The following is a 22,485-nucleotide window of genomic DNA, read 5'->3' on the forward strand; positions in this document are numbered from 1 at the left end:
CGGTTCACTGCGTCGAGGACGGGTAGAGGTATGGACCATTGATCCACAGCTGAATCCATTCACACCCAGCGTCCCCCATCGTGAAATCGAGGCGAGTTCCGGTGTCCCTACATGGCGTCGACATCGTTGTCAGACCACGGTTCCTCAGCTTCCTGCTGACGGCCGCCCTCGCGTTCGTGGCGCTCGTCCCGATCGCGTCGCCGGCGTCCGCCGCAACCCAGGTGTGCGTCCTGGCCTGTGACACGCTGGACCCTTCGCGGGCGAAGCAGGAAACGTTTCCAGTACCGGACAAGACGCTCAACGGACGGGTCGTCCGGCTCCACGTGTCCGACGCGGACGACATGGCGTGGGCCAGCGTCGACAACGGCACGACCGGCGACGCGGTGTGGTTGGACCGGTCCTGGGACGGCGGCGCCACCTGGGACGGTCTGCTCGGCAAGTCGAGCATCCCGAGCACGTGGACCGGCACCAGGACGCTGATGTACAACATCACCGACCCGCGCAACCACAAGCGCGGCCTCGTCCGCGCCTGCGGCGACGCGGCCGGCGTCGGGTGCACGAACTGGGTCTACCCCACCGTCTGCGACACGGTCTGCGACGGCACGAGCGCGACCCAGGCGGCGGGCGACGACCAGCCCATCCCCTCGACCACCCTCTACGGCCGCACAATTCGACTTCACGTGGACCAGAAGAACTCCATGGCCTGGGGAAGCATCGACACCGGTGGCGCGGGTGACGAGATCTGGTTGGACCGTTCCTGGGACGGCGGCTCGACCTGGCCGGACGGTTCCTCCCTCGGCCGTGCGAGCACCGCGTCCGGAGCGACCACGACCCGCACCGCGATGTACGCCGCCCGCGACCCGCGCGGTCTCCTCTACGGCGGCGCGGTCCGTGCGTGCGGCCGGGAGGCGAGCCACAACGAGGGCAGCTGCACGGCGTGGTACCGGCCGGTACCGACCAGGGCGCGCGCCGCAGCGGATGCGCTGATGACGTCGTACGACCCCTACAACGGCTGGTGGCCCAGCAGTTGGTGGAACTCGGCGGCGACCCTCACCTCCGTCATCGACTTCGCGAAGACGACCGGCACGCACGACTACGACTGGGCCATCGCCCGCACCTTCGACCAGAACAAGGGCGTCTTCCCGGCCGGGACACGCAGTTCGGACGCGATCGAGGGCGACTTCATCAGCCGGTCGATCGACGACTCGGGCTGGTGGGCGATCGCGTGGATCGACGCGTACGACTACACGCACGACGCGCGTTACCTCAACGAGGCCGTCACCATCGCCAACTACGTCCAGCAGTACTGGGACACCAGCACCTGCGGCGGCGGAGTGTGGTGGGACCGCGAGCGGACCTACAAGAACGCGGTGACGAACGGGCAGTACCTGTGGCTGACCACCGCGCTGCACCAGCGCATCGCCGGTGACACGGTCTGGCTGCAGCGGGCGAAGGCGTCGGCCGCCTGGTACAAGGCCAGCGGGATGATCAACTCCGCGGGTCTGGTGAACGACGGACTGTCGTCGTCCTGCGCCAACAACGGTTCCACCGTGTGGAGTTACAACCAGGGCCTGGCCATCGGCGCCTTCACGGAACTGTGGAGGACGACCGGCGACAGCTCGATGCTGACCACGGCTCGGACGCTGGCGGACGCCGCGACGAACAACTCGCAGCTGACGGTCGGCGGGGTGCTGACCGAGTCCTGTGACGTCGGCTCGGCGTCCTGCGACGACAACCAGAAACAGTTCAAGGGCATCTTCATGCGGAACTTCGCCGACCTGGCGAAGGCGACCGGTTCCGCGACCTATCGGGCCTACATCCAGAAACAGGCCGACACCCTGTGGGCCTTGGACCGGTCCACCCTCAACGCCCTCGGTGAACGCTGGGCGGGCACCAGCCCGAACCAGACCGACTGGCGCACGCAGGCCGGCGCGCTCGGGGCACTGACCGCTGCGGCGGGGAGCTGAGTGCGGGGTGGGTGCGGGGTGGGGAGTTGCGTCATCCGGGCTATGCGGTGCGGCTCGGGGGGGTGGGCGTAGTGCGGGGGCGGGGCTCGGCGCAGTGCGGTGTCCCGGGCCGGGCGGGGGGGGGTAGGTCGGTGCCGGGGCGGGAGCGGTCGTAGCTAGGCGTGGATGGTCGTAGCGGGGCGTGGGTGGGAATCGCGCACGCCTCGGGACGGTCACCCGGTGGCGGGTGCGGGTGCAGTGCCCTGCCGGTGCCGTGCCGGTGGCCAGTGCCGTGCCAGTGCCGTGCCGGTGGCCGGTGCCTGTGTCGTGCCGGTGGCCGGTGGCCGGTGCCTGTGCCGTGCCGGTGGCCGGTGGCCGGTGGCCGGTGCGTAGCGATCGGTACCGCGTCGGCGAGACAACGCGTGGATCACACCGGCCTGGTGTCAGCGTGCCGGATCACGTGCTGCCGGTCCCCCGGGGCACTGCCCGCGATCGGACGCCGGTCGCGGGCAGTGCCGGGCCGGTGCCGACGCGTGGCACCGGGCCTGTGGGGTTCACCGGACCATGAACCGCCGCTCCCCGGAGCCCCGCACGCGACCGGCCGTCGACCACCAGATCTGGGTGCGGCGCAAGACCAGGGCTACCGAGGCGGGTCCTCGCACACCACTCGCCGGACCCCGGCACCCCGCGCCACCAGCGCCTGCCTGGTCCTACCCGATCAAGAACCGCCGGCCACCAGGCCCGGGGCGTAGGCACAAGACCAAGGCGACCAAGCCGGATCCGCGCACGCCTGGACACCCCCGGAACCTTGCGCCACCAGCCCCTGGCCCGGTCCAACCCGATGACGAACCGCCGACCACCAGGCCCGGGGCTCAGGCGCAGGTCCAGAGCGACCCGGGCGGGTCCCCGCACGCCACCCGGCCGACCCCGGCACCTCACACCGCCAGCCCCCCACCCACTCGCTCCCACCGGATCAGGAGCCACCGCTCCCCCGGAACCCGGCCCTCAACCGCGCCTCCGCCCCAGGCTCCGCTCGCGGATGCAAGTCCAACGCAGCCAGGGTCGCACCCAGCAACGGCGGCTCCGTGCACACCACCGGCCGGACCCCCGGCACCGCCTCCGTGAGCCTGCGTTCCACGTCGTCGAGGAGGGACTTGTGGCCGGCGGCCAACACGCTTCCGCCCAGGACTACTTCGGGGTCCGGGGTGACGGCGAGTTGGAGGCGGCACAGGACGGTGACCGCCATTCTCGCGATCTCGGCCGCGAGGCGTTCGACCAGCTCGGTGGCAATCTCGTCGCCCTCGTCGCGGGCCGTGAAGACCGCCGGGCAGAGTTCGCTCAGGCGGATGGCGGGGAGGTCTCCCTTGTGCAGGGCTGCGGTGACGTCGGCGACCGTTGCCAGGCTGAAGTGGTCGATTACCGCCGTGCGTAGGGCAGTTCGCGGGCCTCGGCCGTCCTCCGCCCGTGCCGCGTGCCACAGTGCCGACGTGCCTACGTCGATGCCGCCGCCCCAGTCCCCCGAGATACCGCCGAGCGCGGCGAAGCCGGTGGTGCGGCCGTCGGGGGCGACGCCGACGCAGTTGATGCCGGTGCCGCAGACGACGCCGACGCCCCAGGGGCGGCTGGCGCCGGCGCGCAGGACGGCGTAGGAGTCGTTGTCGACGCGCTGGTTGACCGCCCAGCGGCGGGCGCCGACAGCCTCGCGCAACGCCTTGGTCTCGTACGGCAGATCCGCCCCGGCGAGGAAGGCCGTGATGCCGTCCACCTCGACGTCGGCCGCCACCCCCGCCGACGCCATCGCCTCGGCGCGCAGGGCCGCGAGTACGTCCATCGCCGCGTCGACGCCCACCGCCTGCGGGCGGAAGCCGCCGCCCCTCGCGCGGCCCAGGATCGTGCCGTCGGTCCTCAACACGGCAACGTCCGTCTTGGAGTTGCCGCCGTCGACAGCGAGCAGCAGGCCCGTCTTCATCAGGCCCACCAGAGGTGTTCGCGGTTGGCGGCGACGAGTTTTGCCGCCAACTCCTCGGCCACCTTGACCTGACCGATGAGCGGATGGGCCAGCAGCGCTGTCGCTACGCGGTCGACTCCGCCGTGCAGGGCCGCTTCCAGGGCCAGTTCCTCGTAGGCCGTCACATGCGCGATCAGTCCGGCGAAGAGTGGCTCTACTGCCGTGACGGGCAAGGGAGTTGCGCCCTGCGCGTCGATGCGGGACGGGACCTCGATGACGGCGTCGTCGGGGAGGAAGGGCAGGGTGCCGTTGTTGCGGACGTTGGCGACGCGGACGTCACCGGTGTCCGCGGTGAGGGCGTGGACCAGCTGAACGGCCGCTTCGGAGTAGTAGGCGCCGCCGCGCTTGTCCAGCAGGGCGGGCTTCTCCGTCAGGGCCGGGTCGGCGTACATCTTGAGCAAGTCGCCCTCCATCTCGGCCACTTGCCGGGCGCGGGAGGGTTCGCTGAGCTGCTCGCGCAGGACCTCGTCGTGGGCGTAGTAGTAGCGCAGGTAGTAGGAGGGGACGACGCCCAGCCTGCGGACCACGTCCAGCGGCATGTGCAGCCGGTCGGCGAGGGCCTGGCCGTGTTCGTCGAAAATGCGCGGGAGGACGTCGACGCCGTCGAGCCGCACGGCACGTTCCCAGGTGAGGTGGTTGAGGCCGACGTGGTCCAGGGCGACGCGCTCGTGGTCCACGCCGAGCCAGTCGGCGAAGGTGCGTTGGAAGCCGATGGCGACGTTGCACAGGCCAACTGCCTTGTGTCCGGCGTCCAGTAGGGCGCGGGTGACGATGCCGACCGGGTTGGTGAAGTCGACGATCCAGGCGTTCGGGGCGCGCTTGGCGACCCGTTCGGCGAGGTCGAGGACGACCGGGACGGTGCGCAGCGCCTTGGCCAACCCCCCTGCGCCGGTGGTCTCCTGGCCGATGCAGCCGCACTCGTGCGGGAAGGTCTCGTCGACGTGCCGGGCGGCCTGGCCGCCGATGCGGAGCTGGAAGAGGACGGCGTCGGTGCCGTCGATGCCGGCGTCCGGGTCGGCGGTGGTGGTGATCTTCGCGGAGCTGCCCTGGCGGGCCAGGATGCGGCGCGCGAACGGGGCGATGACGTCGAGCCGGTCCGGATCGGGGTCGACCAGGGCGATCTCGGTGACGGGGAGGCCCAACCGGGCGAATCCGTCGATGAGTTCGGGCGTGTACGTGGAACCGCCACCGACAACGGTGATCTTCAACCTTTGACTCCTGTCAGGGTGACACCCTCGATGAATGCCTTTTGCGCGAAGAAGAAGACGATGATCACCGGCGCCATCGCGATGAGGGTCGCCGCCATGGTGAGGTTCCACTGCACGGCGTGGGACGTCTTGAAGGTCGCGAGGCCCAGGGCCAGGGTCCAGTGGGCGGGCGCCTCGCCGGTGTAGATGAGCGGGCCGTAGTAGTCGTTCCAGGCGTTGAAGAAGGCGAAGAGGCCGACTGCGACGAGCGCCGGACGCATCATCGGCAGCACCACCCGCGTGAGGACCCGGAGTTCGCCGCAGCCGTCGATACGGGCCGCGTTGAGGTAGTCCTCGGGGACGGTCAGCAGGAACTGGCGCAGCAGGAACACCGAGAAGGCGTCTCCGAAGAGGGACGGGAGCACCAACGGCCAGATGGTGCCGGTGAGATGGAGCCTCGCCCACATCAAGTACATGGGGATGACGAGGACTTGGGGCGGCAGCATCATCATGGTGATGACGCAGAGGAACGCCGTGTTGCGGCCCTTGAAGCGGAACCGGGCGAGCGCGTACGCGATCGGGACGCTGGACAGCAGGGTGGTCGCGGTGGCGGCGACGGCGTAGATCACCGTGTTGAGGAGCCAGGTGCCGACCGGGGCGGCGGAGAAGACCGTGCGGTAGTTGGACCACTGCCAGTGGTGGGGCCACAGGTTGGTGGTGAGGGACTGGCCGTCGGTCATGACCGAGGTCAGGAAGATGAACACGATCGGGCCGATGAAGGCGCAGGCCAGGCCAACGGCTATGGCGTGTTCGGCGATCCAGATCAGGGTCCCGCGGCGGCCGGCCCGGCCGCGCGCGGCGCGGTGGGGCGAGGCGGCGCGGGTCTGCCGGACGGGCGCCGGGGCGTAGGTCGTCGTCATCGTGGCGGCTCCTCGGTGGCCAAGTCCCGTGCGGGCGTGGTGACTTCCCGATGGGCGAAGCGGTACGTCATCGCGGTGACTCCTCGATGTCGAAGCCGGAGGCGCGGCGGAGCAGGACGACGGTGAAGGCCATCGCCACCACGAAGAGCACCACGGCCAGCGCGCAGGCGTAGCCCGCGTGGAACTGGTTGAAGCCGGCGATGTAGAGCTGTTGGGGGAAGGTGAGGGTGGAGCCGTCCGGATAGCCGGGCGCGGGCTGGATGTTGCCGTTGGCGACCTGCGAGGCGACCATCGCCTGGGTGAAATACTGGAGTCCGGCGATGACCCCGGTGACGGTCGCGAACAGCACGACCGGGGAGATCGTCGGCAGCGTGACGTAGCGGAAGCGGTGCCAGGGGCCGGCGCCGTCCAGTTCGGCGGCCTCGTACAGTTCGGCGGGTACTTCGAGGAGTGCCGCCAGGAAGATGACCATCATCGTGCCGCTGCCCCACAGGGCGAGCAGGGTGAGGGCCGGTTTGGACCAGTCCGGCGAGTTGAACCAGAGCGGGCCGTGGATGCCGAGCAGGCCCAGAATCCGGTTCACCGGGCCGGAGTTGGGGTTGAACATGCAGACGAAGGCGACGGTCGCGGCGACCGGCGGGGCCAGTGCGGGCAGATAGAACAGGGTGCGGAACAGGCTCGCCCCGGCCTTGAGCCGGGCGGTGACCATGGCGACGCCGAGGGCGAAGAGCACCTGCGCCGGGACCATGATCGCCACCAGCCAGGCGGTGTTGCGGATGGCGTGCCGGATCAGCGGGTCACCGTCGAGCAGGTAGCGGTAGTTGCGCAGCCCCACGAAGTGGGCCTGGGAGATCATGTTCGAGTTGGTGAAGGACAGCCAGACCGTCATCAGCAGGGGGTAGACCAGGAAGACGGCGAAGCCGACCAGGCCGGGGGCGAGGAAGAGCAGGACGCGCAGCCGGTTGCGGCGCATCCGGGCCTTCAACGGGGCCGTGGCGGGAGGGAGTTGGGCGATCTGTTGGGTGGTGGCCATGACGGTCACTGCCCCAGCTTGAGCGCGGCGTTGTTCTGCTTGTCGACCGCGGCCAGCCCTGCCTTCAGGTCGGATACGCCGCCGCTCTGCCACTTCTCCACGAAGTGACCGAAGTTGGTGAGATAGGCGCCGCCGTCACCGCTGGCCGGGGTCGTGGTGGTGAGCGGGTTCTTGTAGACCTCAAGGAACGGGGCGAAGTTGGGGTCCTTGGAGAGGCCGAGCGAGGGTGAGTCGAGCGCGGCCGTGGTGGTGGGGACGTTGCCGATCGCGTCGGCCAGCGTGGTCAGCGCGTCGGTGTCGGTGGTGAGGAATTTGATCAACTTCCACGCCGCGCCCGGGTGTTTGGCGCCGCGCGGCATGCCGATGACGTTGCCGCCGACGTAACCGGCGCCGTAGAGCTGGGACTTGCCGTCGGCGGCGGGCACGGCCGCGGTGCCGTAGTCGATGTCCGCCTTGTCGTTCTTGATGAACGCGTTGCGCCACTCGCCGTCGACCATCATGGCCAACTTGCCGGTCTCGAAGGCGTTCTGGGCGGAGAACTCGTCGCCCATGCCCGACTTGAAGGTGACGAGCTTCTTCGCGCCGAACCAGTCGACGAGACTCTTCTGCCAGGTCAGCGCCTGCGCGAAGGCGGCGTCGCCGCCGACGTTGGACTGGCCGTCGGCGGTGAGCCACTTGCCGCCCCAGCTGGGGACGAGGTGCTCGGTGAGCATCTCGTAGGCGCCGAGGTAGGGCATGAACCCGGCGGTCTTGATCGAGCCGTCCGCGTTGAAGGTGGTCAACTTCTTGGCGTCCGCGGCCAGTTCGGACATGGTCTTGGGCGGGGAGGCTATGCCGGCCTTCGCGAACAGCTTCTTGTTGTAGTACAGGCCGAAGGTGTCGGCGAGCCACGGCATGGTGCAGCGTTCGCCGTCGAAGGCGGTGTACGACTGGACGGCCTTCGGGATCTGGCTCATGTCGACGTGGTCGGCCTTGATGTCCGGGGTGAGGTCTTGGAACGCTCCACTGGAACACCAGCCGCCGACGTTCGCGGCGTTGAACGAGGAGGCCACGTCGGGAGCGGTGCCGCCGCGGATGGCCTGGTTGACCTTGTCGTCGGTCTGGGCGGCGACGGCCTTGACGGTGATGTACGGGAATTTCTTGTGGAACTTGGCCAGCACCGCGTTGACCGAGGCGATCTCGTGCGGGGAGCTGAGACCGTGCCAGAAGGTGATGGTGACGGGGGTGGTGTCGTCGGCGCCGGTGTCCGCCTTCGACGTGGCACCGCCGGTGGTGCATGCTGCGGCCAGCAGCGCCGTGACCGCGAGCAGCGACGCGGCGGCGGTACGGCGGGCGGCGCGGCGGGGGGTACGGGTGGCACGGGTGACGGGTCCGCCACGGGACTCGGACATGGGACCTCCGGCGATTTCGCTTACCACTTATTGACCAGTGGGCACATGTTGGGGCACCATTTGGGCACTGTCAAGCAAGCATTTCGGAAGTAGACCGCAAGAAAAATGACCACCGGTATGGAAAGTTGGTAGGAATGGTCAGCGGTGAGAGCCGTTGGGAGAAGCGGGAACGCATCCGCACCCACCTCCTCGACCTGGTCGAGGAGACCGGGCCCGGCCGCCCCCTCCCGGGCGAACGGCAGCTGTGCGAGGAACTCGGGGTCTCCCGCCCCACCCTGCGCGCGGTGGTCGACGACTTCGTCCGTGACGGTCTGCTGGTGCGGGAGCACGGGCGCGGTGTCTTCGTCGCCCGCGCCAAGGTCGCCCAGCACCTCGGCGGTTCCGTCCCCGGGCAGGCGCAGGGCCTGGGCGTCGGCGGTGTGGACGGCACCTGGGCGAGCCGCACCCTGGACTTCAAGACCGTCGCCGCGGGACCCCGGATCGGCCGCCGGCTGGGCATCGCGCCCAGCGAGCAGATCCTGCGGATCCTCCGGCTGCGGACGGTGGACGGCGACCCGATGTGCGTGGAGACCCTGCACGTGCAGCACGCGCTGGTCCCCGGACTGACCGCCCGCGACCTGGAGACCGACTCCTTCTACCGCCTGCTCGGGCAGCGGTACGAGATCCTGCTGACCGACGCCGCGCAGAGCATCGAGCCGACCGTGGTCGACGAGTGGGAGGCCGAACTCCTCGGCGTCTCCGTGCACACGCCCGCCCTGCTCTTCGAACGGGCGGCGCGCGACGCGGCGGGCCGGGTCGTCGAGTTCACCCGCTCCGTCTACCGGGGCGACCGCTACCGCATCTTCACCAGGCTGTCGCTGGCGGCCCGGCCCGACGGCGGACGCGTCGTAGACGGCTCCTGGTCGGCGGCCACCACCGTCCCCGGCGCCGACACCCTGGTCTTCGACCCCTACTGGAGCAACTAGCCACCCTCACCCACCAGTTCACCGCGCCGGCCCGCCGGCCGACGCGGCGGTCCCGCACGCCCTCACCACCCGCGAGACCCGCCCCTCCCCACCTGAAAGGACCGCTCATGTTCCGTCACGCACTCACCGTGACCGGCGTCGTGGCCTCCACGGTCACCACACTGCTCGCCTGTACGGCCTCGGTCCCGGCCGGCGCGACCCCCTCCGCCACCTCGGGCGTCCAGCTCCAGACCTGGCTCTATCCCGGGTCGACGGGCGACTCCACCTGCACCGCCAAGACCGAGTACGCCGACAACAGGGTGAAGAACGGTGCCCTCAACCCCGAGTACTGGTCGGTCCAGAGCAACGGCTCGGTGAAACTGGAGACCACCGCCGACGGCAGCTGCAACACCTACAGCGCGGCCAACGTCGCCGACCTCAAGGCACACTCCGCGTACCAGTACCCGACCCTCTCAGGTATGACCACCGCCGACGTCCACGCCCTGGTCAGCACCAGCAGCACCCGCACGGCGGCCGTCACCAAGGTCACCTCCCTCGTCAGCGACGCCGGGCTCAGCGGCGTCGACGTAGATCTGGAGGACTACTGGTCCTGGAGCACCGCCGACTTCACCGACTACAAGACGTTCCTCAAGCAGTTGGCCACCGCCCTGCACGCCAAGGGCAAGCGCCTCCAGGTCGACGCACCGGCGATGACCGAGGACGCCTCGTTCTACGACTACGCGGCCGTGGCCGCGACCGGCGCCGACGACGTGGTGATCATGGCGTACGACGAGGAGTTCGACACCGCGTCCGGCGCCCGCTGCCTGCCCATCAGCCCCTACGACTGGCTGAAGAAGGTCACCCGATACGCGCAGAGCAAGATCCCCGACCCCAGCCGCCTGATCATCGGGGTGCCCTCCTACGGTTACAGCGCGCCGGACCCGTGCGACCTCAACTCCGTCACGGGCAACATTCAGTTCAGCGACATGAGGAAGAGTCCCGGCTTCTCCTCCAACCCGGCGACCACGGAGAGCCGCCGGGACGCCTCCTCCGGCGAGATCCGCTGGGTCTCCGGCGGCGTCCTCCACGACTACGTCGACAGCGTCGCCATGGACCGCAAGCTGGCCGTCCTCAAGGGCCTCGGCGTCACCAAGGTCTCGGTGTGGTCGCTGGGCGGCGGGAACCCCTGGTTCTCCAACTGACCCACCTCTACTGATGCGGCGGGCACCCTCGGGTTCGGGTGCCCGCCGCATCAACTCGCCCATGTGCTCAACTCGCCTTACTTCGCAGGCGTGTTGAGCACATGGTCGCGAGAGGCGGCGACCTCGGCCCGCAGCTCGGGAAGGTTCACGTCGAGCACCTGACCGTCCCACTTGCGGGGCTGCCCGTTGACGAACACAGCGGTGATGTTGCGGGCGTCGGAGCCCAACACCAGTGTCCCGATCGGGTCGTTGAGCGGCATGTTGTTGAGGTCCTCGGCCTGGACGACCAACAGGTCCGCCTTCTTCCCGACGGTGAGCGAACCGGTGACATCGCCGAGCCCGTTGGTCCGGGCGCCCTGGAGGGTGGCGAAGTCGAGGACGTCGTAGGTGGTGATGCGCGACAGCTCGCCGCCGGTGCCGTAGGCGGCGTTGACCGCGCGCATCCGCTGGATCACGAGCAGGGCCCGCATCTGGGTGAACAGGTCGCCGGCGAGGGCGACTTCGATGTCGATGCTCAGTCCGGGGCGAATGCCGACCGCAAGGGCCTCGTCCACCGCGGGGATCGCCGTCTCCAGGCCGATCTGCGCGTCCGAGGTGGGCGCGAGGGCCACCGTCGTACCGGACTCCCCCGTCTCCTTCCATGCCTCGACGGTCAGACCCGTGGAGTGGATCAGGGTGACGTCGGGGCCGAGGATGCCGTGCTTCGCCCAGGACAGCACGGCTTCCGACCCGGAGGCGCCGAAGACCGCGTCGACGCTGACACCGATTCCCAAGTCGACCGCCGTACGGGCGAGTTCGGGGCCGTAGGCGAGGGCGGGTCCGGCGATCTCGTCGGTGGCGAGGGTCGCCAGGCGCAGGGTGAGGAGCTGGTCGTCGCTGCTGAAGTACTGGTTCTTGAGGCGGTTCAGGTCGGCCGGCCATTGGCGGTCCCAGTCGCCGAAGTGCGGGCCCATGGAGGCGTGGACGCCGCGGATGCCGGTGTCGCGGAGGGCCTCGATCGCCGCGTCGGAGTGTTCGCGGGTACGGGAGTTGTGCGAGAAGTCGAGCATCGTGGTGATGCCGCTGTCGAGCGCGGTGAGCGCCGCGAGCCTGGTGCCGATGTACATGTCCTCGGGCCGGTAGACGGTGGCGTACCCCGCGAGGGTGGCCATCACATAGCCGCCGAGGTCGTCTATGTCGGGCATGATGCGGCGCAACTGGGCTTCCCAGGCGTGCCGGTGGGTGTCGACAAGACCGGGCGCGAGGATCGTGCCGGAGGCGTCGACGACCACCGCGCCCTCCGCGGACAGGCCCGGCCCGATCGCGGCGATGGTGTCGCCCTCGACGAGCAAGTCGCCCTGCACCGTGCCCAGTGACCCACATGCCGACGAACGGGTGCGGTGCCGCGTTCGTGTTCATGGCTCCACGGTCGCGTTCCCGCACACGGGTAACCAGGCCACACCCCTCCTGGGTGTACGGCACCCACCTTCAGGTCTTCAGGAAGCAGCTTTCTCCGAGGTCGGCGGGACCGGTCCAACGGCGGCGTCGAAGGCGTGGGTCACCTCGGGGGCGGTGCCGGGCGGGAGCAGGGCGCGGGCGCGGTCCTCGAAGCTCCGGTCGGTGGCGATGAGCCGGTTGCGGTGCCGGGCGAGATGCTCGGCCCAGGAGCCGACGAGGTGGTTCTCGATATCTCCTGCGGCGGTGAAGACACCGTCGGTGATGGCCACGGCGGATGCGGCGGGGCGGGCGGGGTCGCCGGTGTGGACGCGGGCGTTGCGGACGACGAGCTGGGCGGAGTGCTCACCGTCGTAGGGGCGTATGCCACCCACGGGCATGGTGCCCGCGGACATGGTCCCCGCGGACTTGGTGCTGCTGGACATGGAGGCTCCTCGGAGCGGGGGGCGAGGGGAGGCCGGAGGAGGCCTCGGTGACGGTCGTCCGGCGACACGTCCGACGCCAGGTCTGCGACAATGGATCGGTCCAACACATGGTTCTGCTCGAATCAATCGCCAGGAGAGATGGGCGCGGGATGCACAGGGAAATGAGCGCGGGATGGACCTGAGGCACCTGAAGTACTTCCTCGCCGTCGCCGAGACCCGCAACTTCACGCAGGCGGCGGCCAGTTGCTACGTCGCCCAGTCCGCCCTGAGCCAGCAGATCGCCCGGCTGGAGAAGGACGTGGGCGCCCGGTTGTTCAGCCGCACCAGCCGTTCCGTACGGCTGACGGCCGCCGGGGAGTTGCTCGAACCGCTGGCCCGCCGCATCCTCGCCGACGTCGACACCGCCCGGGCCGCCCTCGACGCCCTGTCCGGGCTGCGGCGCGGGCGGCTGCGCCTCGGCCTCGTGCAGACGCGGGCCTCCTCGGTCGACCTGGTCGAGGTGATGGCCGACTACCACGCCCGTTACCCCGGCATCGACTTCCATGTGACCAACGCGCCCAGCGCGGAGATGGCCGCGGCGGTCCTGGCCGGGGACCTCGACATCGCGATCGTCGGCCTCGGCCCGCGTCAAGTCCCTGAAGGGCTCGACCACTTGGTGCTGGCCGTCGACCCGCTGGTGCTGATCGTGCCGGCCGGTCACGCGCTGGCCGACCGCGACACCGTCGACCTCGCCGACCTTCCGGAGAGCCACCAGCTCATCCAGTTCACCCGGGGCAGCGGCCTGCGCCGCCAGGTGGAGGCCTCCTTCGCCCGCGCCGGGGTGGAACCCGGCCAGCACTTCCAGGTCGGCCAGATACAGGACATGATCCGGCTGGCGGCACGGGGCATCGGCGTGACGGTCGTACCGCGGTCGTCGGTGTTCGACGGCTCCGCTCCGGGCGCGAGCCTCGGGGACGCCCTGCCGTACGGCGCCCGCGCACTCCGCATCGCGGACGAGGCGGCGGTGCACACCATCTGCGCGGTCCACGACAGCAAGCGGCTGGCACCGGCCGCGGCGGCGTTCCTCGAAGTGGTGGAGCGGCACGCGATCAGGGACCGGGCCGATGGACCGGTCCAGGAAGCCGATCGATCCGCCTAGGAAGCCGATCGATCGGTTCAGGAGATCGCTGCACCCGCATCCATATGTTGGACGTACCGCTCCCATGGCGCGACGCTCGGAAGGGAGATCGGAACCGGCAGAGGAAGCCGGGAGACCGGGTGACGTCCAGCGAATGGGAGCAATGCCATGTCTGCCGTACTGCGCGACGCGTGGACCACGGTCGTCCCCGACATGGAGGACCGGCACGGCCCGCTCCCTCCCCTGATGCTCGCGCTCACGGTGGTGACCGGGCTCGTGGACGCCTTCAGCTACCTCGTCCTGGGCCATGTCTTCGTCGCCAACATGACCGGCAACGTCGTCTTCTCCGGCTTCGCGATCGCCGGCGCGGCGGGCTTCTCCCTGGCCGCCTCGCTCGCAGCGCTGGCCGCGTTCGCCCTCGGCGCCCTGTTCGGTGGCCGACTCGCGCACGGGGCCGGCGCCCACCGGGGACGGGTCCTGCACCTGGCGCTGCTGCTGGAGACGACCTTGGTCCTGGCGGCGTACGTCGTAGCCGAGATCGCCGACATCTCCCACGTGACCACGGCCGTCCAGTACTCCTTGATCGCCCTCCTCGGCCTGGCGATGGGCGTGCAGAACGCAACCGCCCGCGCCCTGGCCGTCCCCGACCTGACCACGACCGTCCTGACGCTCACCATCACCGGAGTCGCCGCGGACAGTCGCCTCGCGGGCGGCAAGGGCAGCAAGGTCGGGCGGCGAGCGCTCTCGGCCGCGGCGATGTTCGCCGGCGGTCTGGCCGGTGCGGTCACGGTCGAACACGGCGGCCGGGCGCTCCCCCTGCTGTTCGCCGCGGTGCTGCTGGTGGCCACTTCCGTCACGGCGTTCGTCCTGACCCGCTCGGACGCGTCCTGGACGAAGCCGCTGTGAACGGAGCCACCGTGCGGGAAGCCGCAGCGAAGCAGGCGTCCCCAAGTCTCCCGTGGCGGCGCACACTTCACTCCGCAATCCTCGAACTCGCCCTGACCGCCTTGATGTTGTTCATCGTGGCGACAGCGGTCCGCTGGCTGCTGGGCACCATCGACCCGGCTAACGGCGGCTGGTGGAACACCCCGGAGGGCAGACTCCTCGCGGTGGCCCCCCTCTCCGGCTACACGGTCACCGCCGTCATGCTCTCCCCCTGGGGCAAGGTCACCGGCGGCCACGTCAACCCGGCGATCACCCTCGCGATGTGGCGCTACGGCCGCACCCCGGGCCGCGATGTCGCGCCGTACATCGCCGGCCAACTGTTCGGCTCCCTGCTCGGCATCACCGCCGGACGACTGGTCTGGGGCCCGGCGTTCACCTCCCCGGCGGTGGACTTCGCCGTCATCAGGCCTTCCCCCGGCTGGAGTTGGGCCTCCGTCGCCGTAATCGAGACCGCCACGATGTTCGTCATCGTCGCCGTCGCCGGAATCGCCGTCTCCAGCCGCCGACTTGGCCCGTTCACCCCGTGGGCGGTCGGCACGATGATCGCCACCCAGATCATCGCCTTCGGCACGCTGTCCGGTGGAATCGCCAACCCGGCAAGGGAGTTCGGGCCCGCGGCGTTCGCGGGGGCGCCCTCTCTCCTGCCCGTCTGCCTGCTTGCCCCGGTGCTCGGGTCGCTCGCGGCGACGGTCGTCATCAACCGGGTTCACGCCCACCGCCGTACGACCGCTCGGGTACCCATCGCGCAGGAACCGGCGTCGGCTCCCCACTCGTAGCGGAGGCTCCTGCCGCATCGAGCCCCCAGGTGCGGAAGCCAACTGTCCGTCAGGCCACGGATCCGACCGTGGTCGCCTCTGTTGTGCGGCTCCAATGCGCCGAGGAACCGGTGGACGGCAGGCCGTGGCCCTGGTCGGCGAGGCGGCTGTTCGCGCGACCGTTCTTCCGGCGGTGGGTGGTACCGCGAGGTAGGCACTGGCTCCCCGGCCGCTCGCCAGGACCAGGACCTACGAGCCCGGGCAACCCCCGGCGAAGGAACACCGTGGGCTCACGATCCCGGGCGCCCCGCAACAGAGTGAACTGATGGCGCCCGCTCCCGCACCACGGCTGCCGTGTCCGAGACTCGTACGTCCTCGGACACAGTCGTACGGAGTCAGGACTTGTCCGGAACGCGGCACTGTCCCCAGCATGTGGAGTCACACACCGGCTCCGAGACCCGCTTTGCTCGGGCGCAGCGCTCCTGAAGGAATGGCCATGTCTCCTGTCGAACGCCTTCGGTCCCTGACCGCACGGAAACCCGGTCCCGCCTCCGACCGAACCGACGTTCCAGGCTCCGTACTCGCCCTGGACGTCGCGGAGACCGCCGTACTCGCCGAGGCGGCCCACCTGCTGGCCTGCGCGCCCGACACCGAGCCCGAGGACTTCTGCGCGCAGGCCAGGCGGGCGGCCGGGGTCGTGCCGGGCCGGATCCGGGATCGGTTGGCGGCGTTCGCCTGGGGCTGTGTGACGGACGGTCATCTGCTGATCACCGGGCTCCCGCTGCCGGAGCGGGTGCCGCCCGCCCCGCCGACCAACCACGGCTGTGTCGCGGCAGGCACCGTGACGACCCGGGCGCAGGCGATCCTCAACGAGTGCGTGGGCCACACCCTGGCGTACGAGGCCGAGGGACACGGACACCTCTTCCAGGACGTGGTGCCCAGCCGGGCCCACGCCAGGACGCAGACCAGCCAGAGTTCCGAGGCTGAACTCGACCTCCACACCGAGCAGGCCTTCAGCGCGCTGCGCCCGGACTATCTGAGCCTGGCCTGTCTGCGAGGGGCACCGGACGCGCTGACGTTCCTCCTGCCGGCCAAGGACCTGTGCACGGTGCTGACCGCGCAGGAACGACGCTCGCTCCGGGAGCCCCTGTGGACCACGACGGTGGACCAGTCGTTCCTGGACACCGGCCTCATCCTGTCCGCCAGGGTCGTGCGCGGCCCGATGCCCATCCTGCGGGGCGCCGAGGACGATCCGTTCATCGTGTTCGACCACGACCTGATGCGCGGGATATCGGACGAGGCCGAGGTGCTGCGCACAACCGTCCAGCAACGGTATCTCGTACGGCGGATCGGGCTGTCGCTCGCGCCCGGCGAGATGGTGCTGATCGACAACCGGCGTGCCATGCACGGCCGTTCGGTCTTCGCGGCCCGCTACGACGGCACCGACCGTTTCGTGAGCCGCAGTTTCGTCACCGCCGACCCGGCACGCAGTCGCCACGCCCGCCCCGGCAACGGACGCAGCGTGGCGGCCGCGTTCTGCTGACCCTCCGCGCAACAGCGGTCGTCGCGCGCCCCGAGGTCACCTCCTCCGGTCCCTCCGGCCTTCTTCTTCCCGACTTCCGTTCTCCGCCCTCCACCTTCTTCAGCAAGGGAACACCTCACTCATGCACAGCTCCACCCGCATCGTCTTCCCCGCCGGGCAGACCGAGGCATCGTCGCGAATCGTGCACCTCCACCGGTTGACACCCACAGCCGCCGCACCGGGGGAACGGGGGGCCTCCGGTGCGGTGCGGTCGTCCGAGGCGGGCCGATGGGTGGTCATCACCGAGCAGACCCCGTTCCACCCGTTGGACCACACGTGGCCCGACCAGCCGGGCGACAGCGGGCAGTTGGTCGTCGACGGCGAGACGCTCACCGTCGCCGACTGTCTCACCGCGGCCCGCCCGACCGAGGGCGGCTCCCTGACGGTCGACGGGCAGATCACGGCCCGGCGTGGGTCGAAGGACCACTACTGGTACGCCGCCCATGTGCTGAGCGACGCGCACGACGGCCAGGATCTGCGGGGCCTCGCCGGAGCCGACGCGCACCTGCGCGTGGACACGGCCCGTCGCCGCGCCCTGAGCACCGCGCACAGCGTGTGCCACCTGGTGGGCCTCGCGATCAACACCGCCTTCCGGGAACGCTGGCGCAAGCAGGTCACTACCGACGGGCTGGGCCGACCCGACTTCGACGCGCTGGCGATCACCTCGTCCCGCCTCACCGAGTCCGGCAGCACGGACGTACACCGCCTCGGGTCCTCGTTGCGCCGACGCGGGTTCGTCGCCGACGGACTGGCCGACGTGCTCCCCGGTCTCGTGGACGAGGTCTCGGCCACGGTTCACGGCTGGCTGGCGGCGGACGCTCCCATCACCGTCACCGCCGACGGCGATCGCCTGGAGGACATCCGGACCTGGACGTGCGCGCTGCCTGAAGGAACCCATCACACCCACTGTGGCGGCACCCACCCCGAGCGCACCGGCGAACTCGCCGTCACCGCGGTGGACATGGCCCTGGACCACGACGGCAAGACCCTCACAGTAACGACCCGTACCCATCCCAGCGGCGACCGACCATGACCGTCGCCGACCCGGACCGGGCCCGCCTGCGCGTGTGCTGTTCCGACTGGCGGCAGCTCTACGAGACTCCGTTCTCGTGCTCAGAGAACGACCTGTCTCACGCACGGGTGGAGCTGCTGACCGCCCAACACGGTGGCGGGGCAGCCGAGTTGGAGGCCTCGGTTGCCCAATGGCGGGCCCTGCTGGAGAGCCGTATGCCCGCGGTCGACGAACTCGTCCGGATGCTCTCGGCACTTCCCGCACCGCAGGTCCTCGAACAGACCGTCCGCGAGGCCACCGAGGGACTGCCTTCGGCCACGGCCGCGAACGACCGGTGCTGGACCCACCCGAACGCCGAATCCGTCCTGATAGACGCAGGCGTGGGCGTGGTGGCCCACCGTCTTGGCATACACGCGCAGGTGCGGCGGCGGCCGCGACACGCGGAGGGCTGGTGGAGGTGCGCGGCGGTGACACACCATCCCCGGGCCGCGGCCGAACTGGCCCTGCTCGCACGGGCCAGGGGCGACCTGGCCGACGCGAGCCGCTGGTGGCGGCGGGCCACCGGGGACTGCGCCGCGCCGCCCCTGGGCAGAGCGGCGGACCTCCTGCCGCCGGCCTGAACCACAGCTCCGGCGCACGGCCTCCACGACGCGCGGGCCATCCTGTCCGGACGATACGGATAGTGCGGAGAAATTCCGCAAACCGGCCTTACAGGTCGGCCCCCGGCGGGCATTCTTGTTGGTCGGCGCGGGGGTGTGAACAGTGGGAGACACATGAGCGACGGCACCGAGTCGGCCCTACGAGCCGTCCTGGACCGGGTGTTGAGGGCCGACGACGACCCGGCGGGGGTACTCGGCGAGGACGCGGTGGAAGAGGTCCGTCGACTCGGCCCCCTGACAACCGACGACGACCTCGACGGAGCGTTCGTCCTCGGCTCGTTCCACTGGTGCCGCTACCAGCTTCTGGAAACGGACGACGAGGCAGCCGAGCGAGGCGACGGGCAGCGGGACCTGGAAGCGGCGGCCTACTGGTTCGGCCGGCTCCTCCCGTACGCCCCGGGCCGGGTCCCGCGTCAACTCCGCGAGTTCCTGGCACCCCAGCTGCCCCCGGCGGGCGCCGGGCCACCGGCATGGAATTCGGAGGCTGCCCGCTACCTGATGCTCGGACCCGGGTCCGGCGCTGTACTGGACCGTGCGGTCGCACTGCTGCGACAGGCGGTCGCGGCGGCGGACCCGGCCGGCCTCCCGGAGTACCTGTCCAATCTCTCCGTGGCCCTGCAGATGCGCTTCGAACTGCACGACGCCAGGGACGACCTGGACGACGCGGTGACGGCCGCCACTCGCGCCGCCGAAGCAGCCGCCTCCGACCACCCGAGGCGCATCGCGATCGTCTCCAACCTGAGCAACAGCCTGCGCGTCCGCTACGACCACTTCGGTGCCGCCGAGGACATCGCGGCGGCCGTCACCTGGGCCCGGCAGGCGGTGGCGGCCACCTCCGACGACCTCGACCGCCCGGCGTGCGTGTCGAATCTGGCGCTCGCCCTGCAGGCCCGCTACGGCACCACCGGTGTCCGGGCGGACCTCGACGAAGCGATCGCCCTCGGCCGGGAATCCGTGGCCGCCACCCCGGGCAACGTAGGGAAACGCCCCGCCCGCATGACGAATCTCGCGAACTCGTTGCGCGTGCGCTTCGAACGGAGCGGTGCTGTCGCGGATCTCGACGAGGCGATAGCGCTGATCTCCGAGGCCGCGCGACGCCTGCCTCCCGACGATCCGGAGCGGGCCGACATCCTTTCCAGCCACTCCAACGCGCTACGGACCCGCTATGCGAGGGACGCGAGGACGGCGGACATCGAGCAGGCCGTAGACCTCGCACGGGAAGCCGTGGACGCCACCGGTCCGACGGACCGCCGCAGCGCCGGCCAGTTGGCGAACCTGTCCTGGGCACTGCGCGCACGCTCCGAGCGGACCGGTTCGCGAGAGGACGCCGCCGAGGCCGTGCGCGTCGCGCGCCGGGCGGTCGACCTGGTCGACCCCGGCAGCCCAGCGCGACCGGTGGCGGTGTCCGGCTACAGTCTCGCCCTGCTGCGTCGCTTCGAGTTGAGCGACGACATCGACGATCTCACGGCCGCGGTGGATACGGGCGCCCGGGCCGCCGAGGCCCTGCCGGCCGGGCATCAGGAACTCGGGCAGTGCCTGGGCAACCTCTGCCACGCCTACCGGCTGCGCTTCGAACGGCTCGGGGAACCCAACGACCTCCAGCACGCGGTCTCGGCCGGTGAGCGGGCGCTGACCGAACTGGCGGAGGGCGACCAGCGCCGCGTTGCAGCCCACGGCAACCTGGCCAACGCCCTGCAGACACGCCATGAGTTCACCGGCGCGCTGGAGGACCTCGACCGGTCCATCGCGCATACACGGGAGGCGGCACTGCTCACCACGCCGGACAGCCGGGGCCGGGCACTGTTCCTGTCCAACCTGTGCGGCGCCCATTTCATGCGCCATACCCGGAGCCAGGAACTCGCCGACCTGGACGCCGCCGTCGAGGCGGGACGGAACGCCCTGACGATCATGCCCGACGACCACGCCGCACGCGCCACGGTCCTGTCGAACGTGAGCAACGCCGAGCACCGGCGGTTCCGCGTCACCGAGCGGGTCGAGCACCTGACCCGGGCGGTACTCCTCACGGAACAGGCCGTCGCGGCCACCTCCGACGACCACCCCGACCGTGCCCGGTTCCTGTCGAATCTCGGTGCCCTTCTCATGACGCGTCGAGACCACCTCTCCGAGGAAGCGGATCTCGACCGGGCCGTCGCCGTCTGCCGGGCCGCCGCGACCGCCACGCCCCGCGACCACCCCTACCGGGCCGGCAGGCTCGGCAACCTCGGGGCCGCCTTGGAGGCCGCGTACGACCGAGACGGCGACTCCGCGGCGCTGGAGGAGGCGCTGGGGGTGCTCCGGGAGGGCGCGGCCATCACCACCGCACCGACCCTGGAACGCGCTCGGGCCGGGGCCGCACAGGCACGCCTGGCCGGCCGGATCGGCCGCTGGGACGAGGCGGTCCAGGCCTGGTCGCAGGTGCTGGACTTCCTCCCCCTGCTCGTCGACCGCCGACTGCTGCGCGCCGACCGTCAGTACCACCTGTCGGTGCTGCGAAACCTCGGACCCGACGCGGCCGTCGCCCGCATCCGGCTGGGCGACACCGACGGAGCCTGGTCGGTGCTGGAACAGGGCCGCGGTGTGCTGCTGGGGCAGGGCTTCGAAACCCGCTCCGGTGTGGGTCTGCTGGCCGCCCGACAGCCCGCTCTGCACGCGCGGTTCATCCGGTTGCGTACCGTACTCAACGCCGACGAGGGATCGACGCTGACCGACCCCGAAGGGCGCCGGACGGCGGCGGAGCAGTGGCGGGACCTGCTCGCCGAGATCCGCCGGTCCAGAGGCTTCGAACGCTTCGGAATGCCTCCGGACATCCGGCAGTTGCGCCGAGCGGCCGTGGGCGGCGTCGTCATCGCACCGCTGGCCACCCGAGCCGGCTCCCACGCGCTGATCCTCACGCCCGGGCACACCGAGGCGATCACACTGGAGGACGTCACGCACGGCGAACTCCTGGAACGCGCCAATGCCTTCCTCGCCGCCAGCCAGGGCAGGTCCACACTCGCCGGCAACGCCGACCGGACAGCCACGCTCGGCTGGCTGTGGGACCGCGTCGCCGAGCCGATCCTTCGCCACCTCGGCAAGGTGCCGAAGACGGACGACGGACAGCGGCTGCCGCGCGTCTGGTGGCTGCCCACAGGGGCCTTCTCCGTGCTGCCCCTGCATGCCGCGGGCCACTACGGCACCGTCGGCCGCCGCAGCGGACGCAGCGTCCTGGACCGGGTCGTCTCGTCGTACACGCCCACCGTGCGGGCGCTCCAGCACGCCGTGCAACGCACTGCCGCCGCGCCACCGTCCGCCGACCGGGCGCTGGTCGTGGGGGTGGGTGCGGCGGCGGGCTTCCCGCCGCTGCCCTGGGCCGTCGAGGAAGCCGTCGCCGTCGCCGGCCTCCTGCGCACTCCGACACCGCTGCTGGACACCGCGGCGACCCGAGAGGCGGTCATCCGGCGGTTGCCGGACAGCACGTGGGCGCACTTCGCCTGCCACGCGGCGACCGATCCCCTGGATCCGAGCGCCGGCCATCTGGTGCTCCACGACGGCAGACTCGCCGTGAGGGAGGTCATGGCCCTCCAGAACGACAACGCCCGGCTCGCCTATCTCTCCGCGTGCACCACCGCGTTCGGCGGCACCTCGCTCCTGGACGAGTCCATCCATGTCACCTCCGCGATGCAACTGGCCGGTTTCGCCCACGTGATCGGCACCCTCTGGCCCGTCTCGGACGACATCTCCCGGCGCATCGCCCAGACCGTCCACAGCGGAATCGCCGCGGGAGAACATCCTTCGGCCGCCCTGCACACCGCCGTGGACTCGGTTCGCAAGAGCTATCCGGCCAATCCGTACCTGTGGGCATCCCACGTGCACTACGGCCCCTGAACCACCGGAGCGACCGGGCGATCGGCGGCCGGGTGACGCCCGGGCTGACAGGAAGCAGCAC

At 70.6% G+C, this 22,485-nt stretch carries 16 protein-coding genes and 1 pseudogene; 10 read left to right on the top strand and 7 right to left on the bottom strand.

Going from position 1 to position 22,485, the window contains the following annotated elements; translation table 11 throughout:
• The first annotated feature begins 101 nt into the window (after positions 1-101).
• A complete protein-coding gene (locus OG226_RS09560; protein ID WP_329348584.1) occupies positions 102-1,967 on the top strand; it encodes a glycoside hydrolase family 76 protein in 1,866 nt (621 codons plus the stop codon).
• 952 nt (positions 1,968-2,919) lie between these two features.
• Here OG226_RS09560 and OG226_RS09565 read toward each other — a convergent pair.
• From OG226_RS09565 to OG226_RS09585, 5 genes are all read right to left on the bottom strand, one after another.
• Positions 2,920-3,915 (bottom strand): N-acetylglucosamine kinase, encoded by a 996-nt coding sequence (locus tag OG226_RS09565; protein WP_329348585.1) that lies wholly within the window; start codon positions 3,913-3,915, stop codon positions 2,920-2,922.
• Positions 3,915-5,162, bottom strand: a complete 1,248-nt coding sequence (locus OG226_RS09570) for a 6-phospho-beta-glucosidase (RefSeq protein ID WP_329348586.1) — start codon at positions 5,160-5,162, stop codon at positions 3,915-3,917. The genes OG226_RS09565 and OG226_RS09570 overlap by 1 nt, the downstream gene beginning before the upstream one ends.
• The gene (locus OG226_RS09575) at positions 5,159-6,061 is read right to left on the bottom strand and encodes a carbohydrate ABC transporter permease (RefSeq protein WP_329348587.1); all 903 of its coding nucleotides are present in this window, start codon (positions 6,059-6,061) and stop codon (positions 5,159-5,161) included. Before OG226_RS09575 ends, OG226_RS09570 begins: the two co-directional genes overlap by 4 nt.
• A 67-nt stretch (positions 6,062-6,128) precedes the next feature.
• Positions 6,129-7,094, bottom strand: coding sequence for a carbohydrate ABC transporter permease (locus tag OG226_RS09580; protein WP_329348588.1), 966 nt, complete (start codon positions 7,092-7,094; stop codon positions 6,129-6,131).
• A 5-nt stretch (positions 7,095-7,099) separates the two neighbouring features.
• A complete protein-coding gene (locus OG226_RS09585; protein WP_329348589.1) occupies positions 7,100-8,485 on the bottom strand; it encodes an ABC transporter substrate-binding protein in 1,386 nt (461 codons plus the stop codon).
• A 134-nt stretch (positions 8,486-8,619) separates the two neighbouring features.
• On the opposite strand from OG226_RS09585, the gene OG226_RS09590 reads away from it, so the two are divergent.
• Positions 8,620-9,450 (top strand): GntR family transcriptional regulator, encoded by an 831-nt coding sequence (locus OG226_RS09590; protein ID WP_329348590.1) that lies wholly within the window; start codon positions 8,620-8,622, stop codon positions 9,448-9,450.
• A gap of 107 nt (positions 9,451-9,557) precedes the next feature.
• Complete coding sequence (locus tag OG226_RS09595; protein ID WP_328676299.1) at positions 9,558-10,631, top strand: glycosyl hydrolase family 18 protein; 1,074 nt, start codon at positions 9,558-9,560, stop codon at positions 10,629-10,631.
• Between the two features lie 77 nt (positions 10,632-10,708).
• Here OG226_RS09595 and OG226_RS09600 read toward each other — a convergent pair.
• Both OG226_RS09600 and OG226_RS09605 read right to left on the bottom strand, forming a co-directional pair.
• Positions 10,709-11,983: pseudogene (locus OG226_RS09600) on the bottom strand (amidohydrolase family protein); the annotation flags it as partial.
• A 123-nt stretch (positions 11,984-12,106) separates the two neighbouring features.
• Complete coding sequence (locus OG226_RS09605) at positions 12,107-12,490, bottom strand: hypothetical protein (protein ID WP_443066878.1); 384 nt, start codon at positions 12,488-12,490, stop codon at positions 12,107-12,109.
• Between the two features lie 172 nt (positions 12,491-12,662).
• Here OG226_RS09605 and OG226_RS09610 point away from each other — a divergent pair, with 172 nt between their 5' ends.
• From OG226_RS09610 to OG226_RS09640, 7 genes are all read left to right on the top strand, one after another.
• Complete coding sequence (locus tag OG226_RS09610; RefSeq protein WP_329348591.1) at positions 12,663-13,628, top strand: LysR family transcriptional regulator; 966 nt, start codon at positions 12,663-12,665, stop codon at positions 13,626-13,628.
• Positions 13,629-13,775: 147 nt separating this feature from the next.
• On the top strand, positions 13,776-14,513 hold the full coding sequence (locus OG226_RS09615) for a YoaK family protein (RefSeq protein ID WP_329348592.1): 738 nt from the start codon (positions 13,776-13,778) through the stop codon (positions 14,511-14,513).
• Positions 14,514-14,524: 11 nt separating this feature from the next.
• Entirely contained in the window at positions 14,525-15,328 is an 804-nt protein-coding gene (locus OG226_RS09620) for an MIP/aquaporin family protein (protein WP_329348593.1), read from the top strand.
• 475 nt (positions 15,329-15,803) lie between these two features.
• Entirely contained in the window at positions 15,804-16,850 is a 1,047-nt protein-coding gene (locus tag OG226_RS09625) for a hypothetical protein (RefSeq protein ID WP_329348594.1), read from the top strand.
• Positions 16,851-16,971: 121 nt separating this feature from the next.
• The gene (locus OG226_RS09630; RefSeq protein ID WP_328676308.1) at positions 16,972-17,922 is read left to right on the top strand and encodes a metal-dependent hydrolase; all 951 of its coding nucleotides are present in this window, start codon (positions 16,972-16,974) and stop codon (positions 17,920-17,922) included.
• The gene (locus tag OG226_RS09635) at positions 17,919-18,521 is read left to right on the top strand and encodes a hypothetical protein (RefSeq protein WP_328676309.1); all 603 of its coding nucleotides are present in this window, start codon (positions 17,919-17,921) and stop codon (positions 18,519-18,521) included. Before OG226_RS09630 ends, OG226_RS09635 begins: the two co-directional genes overlap by 4 nt.
• A 153-nt stretch (positions 18,522-18,674) precedes the next feature.
• Positions 18,675-22,424, top strand: coding sequence for a CHAT domain-containing protein (locus OG226_RS09640; RefSeq protein WP_329348595.1), 3,750 nt, complete (start codon positions 18,675-18,677; stop codon positions 22,422-22,424).
• The last annotated feature ends 61 nt before the right edge of the window (positions 22,425-22,485 follow it).

The sequence above is a fragment of the Streptomyces sp. NBC_01261 genome (assembly GCF_036226385.1).
Taxonomy (GTDB): domain Bacteria; phylum Actinomycetota; class Actinomycetes; order Streptomycetales; family Streptomycetaceae; genus Streptomyces.

What these genes read in the sequence shown, in the direction of transcription:
- OG226_RS09590 (WP_329348590.1), top strand. Translation starts at nt 8,620, where the DNA reads ATGGTCAGCGGTGAGAGCCGTTGGGAGAAGCGGGAACGCATCCGCACC.
- OG226_RS09625 (WP_329348594.1), top strand. Translation starts at nt 15,804, where the DNA reads ATGTCTCCTGTCGAACGCCTTCGGTCCCTGACCGCACGGAAACCCGGT.
- OG226_RS09640 (WP_329348595.1), top strand. Translation starts at nt 18,675, where the DNA reads ATGAGCGACGGCACCGAGTCGGCCCTACGAGCCGTCCTGGACCGGGTG.
- OG226_RS09610 (WP_329348591.1), top strand. Translation starts at nt 12,663, where the DNA reads ATGGACCTGAGGCACCTGAAGTACTTCCTCGCCGTCGCCGAGACCCGC.
- OG226_RS09565 (WP_329348585.1), bottom strand. Translation starts at nt 3,915, where the DNA reads ATGAAGACGGGCCTGCTGCTCGCTGTCGACGGCGGCAACTCCAAGACG.
- OG226_RS09630 (WP_328676308.1), top strand. Translation starts at nt 16,972, where the DNA reads ATGCACAGCTCCACCCGCATCGTCTTCCCCGCCGGGCAGACCGAGGCA.
- OG226_RS09580 (WP_329348588.1), bottom strand. Translation starts at nt 7,094, where the DNA reads ATGGCCACCACCCAACAGATCGCCCAACTCCCTCCCGCCACGGCCCCG.
- OG226_RS09615 (WP_329348592.1), top strand. Translation starts at nt 13,776, where the DNA reads ATGTCTGCCGTACTGCGCGACGCGTGGACCACGGTCGTCCCCGACATG.
- OG226_RS09605 (WP_443066878.1), bottom strand. Translation starts at nt 12,490, where the DNA reads ATGTCCAGCAGCACCAAGTCCGCGGGGACCATGTCCGCGGGCACCATG.
- OG226_RS09595 (WP_328676299.1), top strand. Translation starts at nt 9,558, where the DNA reads ATGTTCCGTCACGCACTCACCGTGACCGGCGTCGTGGCCTCCACGGTC.
- OG226_RS09585 (WP_329348589.1), bottom strand. Translation starts at nt 8,485, where the DNA reads ATGTCCGAGTCCCGTGGCGGACCCGTCACCCGTGCCACCCGTACCCCC.
- OG226_RS09575 (WP_329348587.1), bottom strand. Translation starts at nt 6,061, where the DNA reads ATGACGACGACCTACGCCCCGGCGCCCGTCCGGCAGACCCGCGCCGCC.
- OG226_RS09635 (WP_328676309.1), top strand. Translation starts at nt 17,919, where the DNA reads ATGACCGTCGCCGACCCGGACCGGGCCCGCCTGCGCGTGTGCTGTTCC.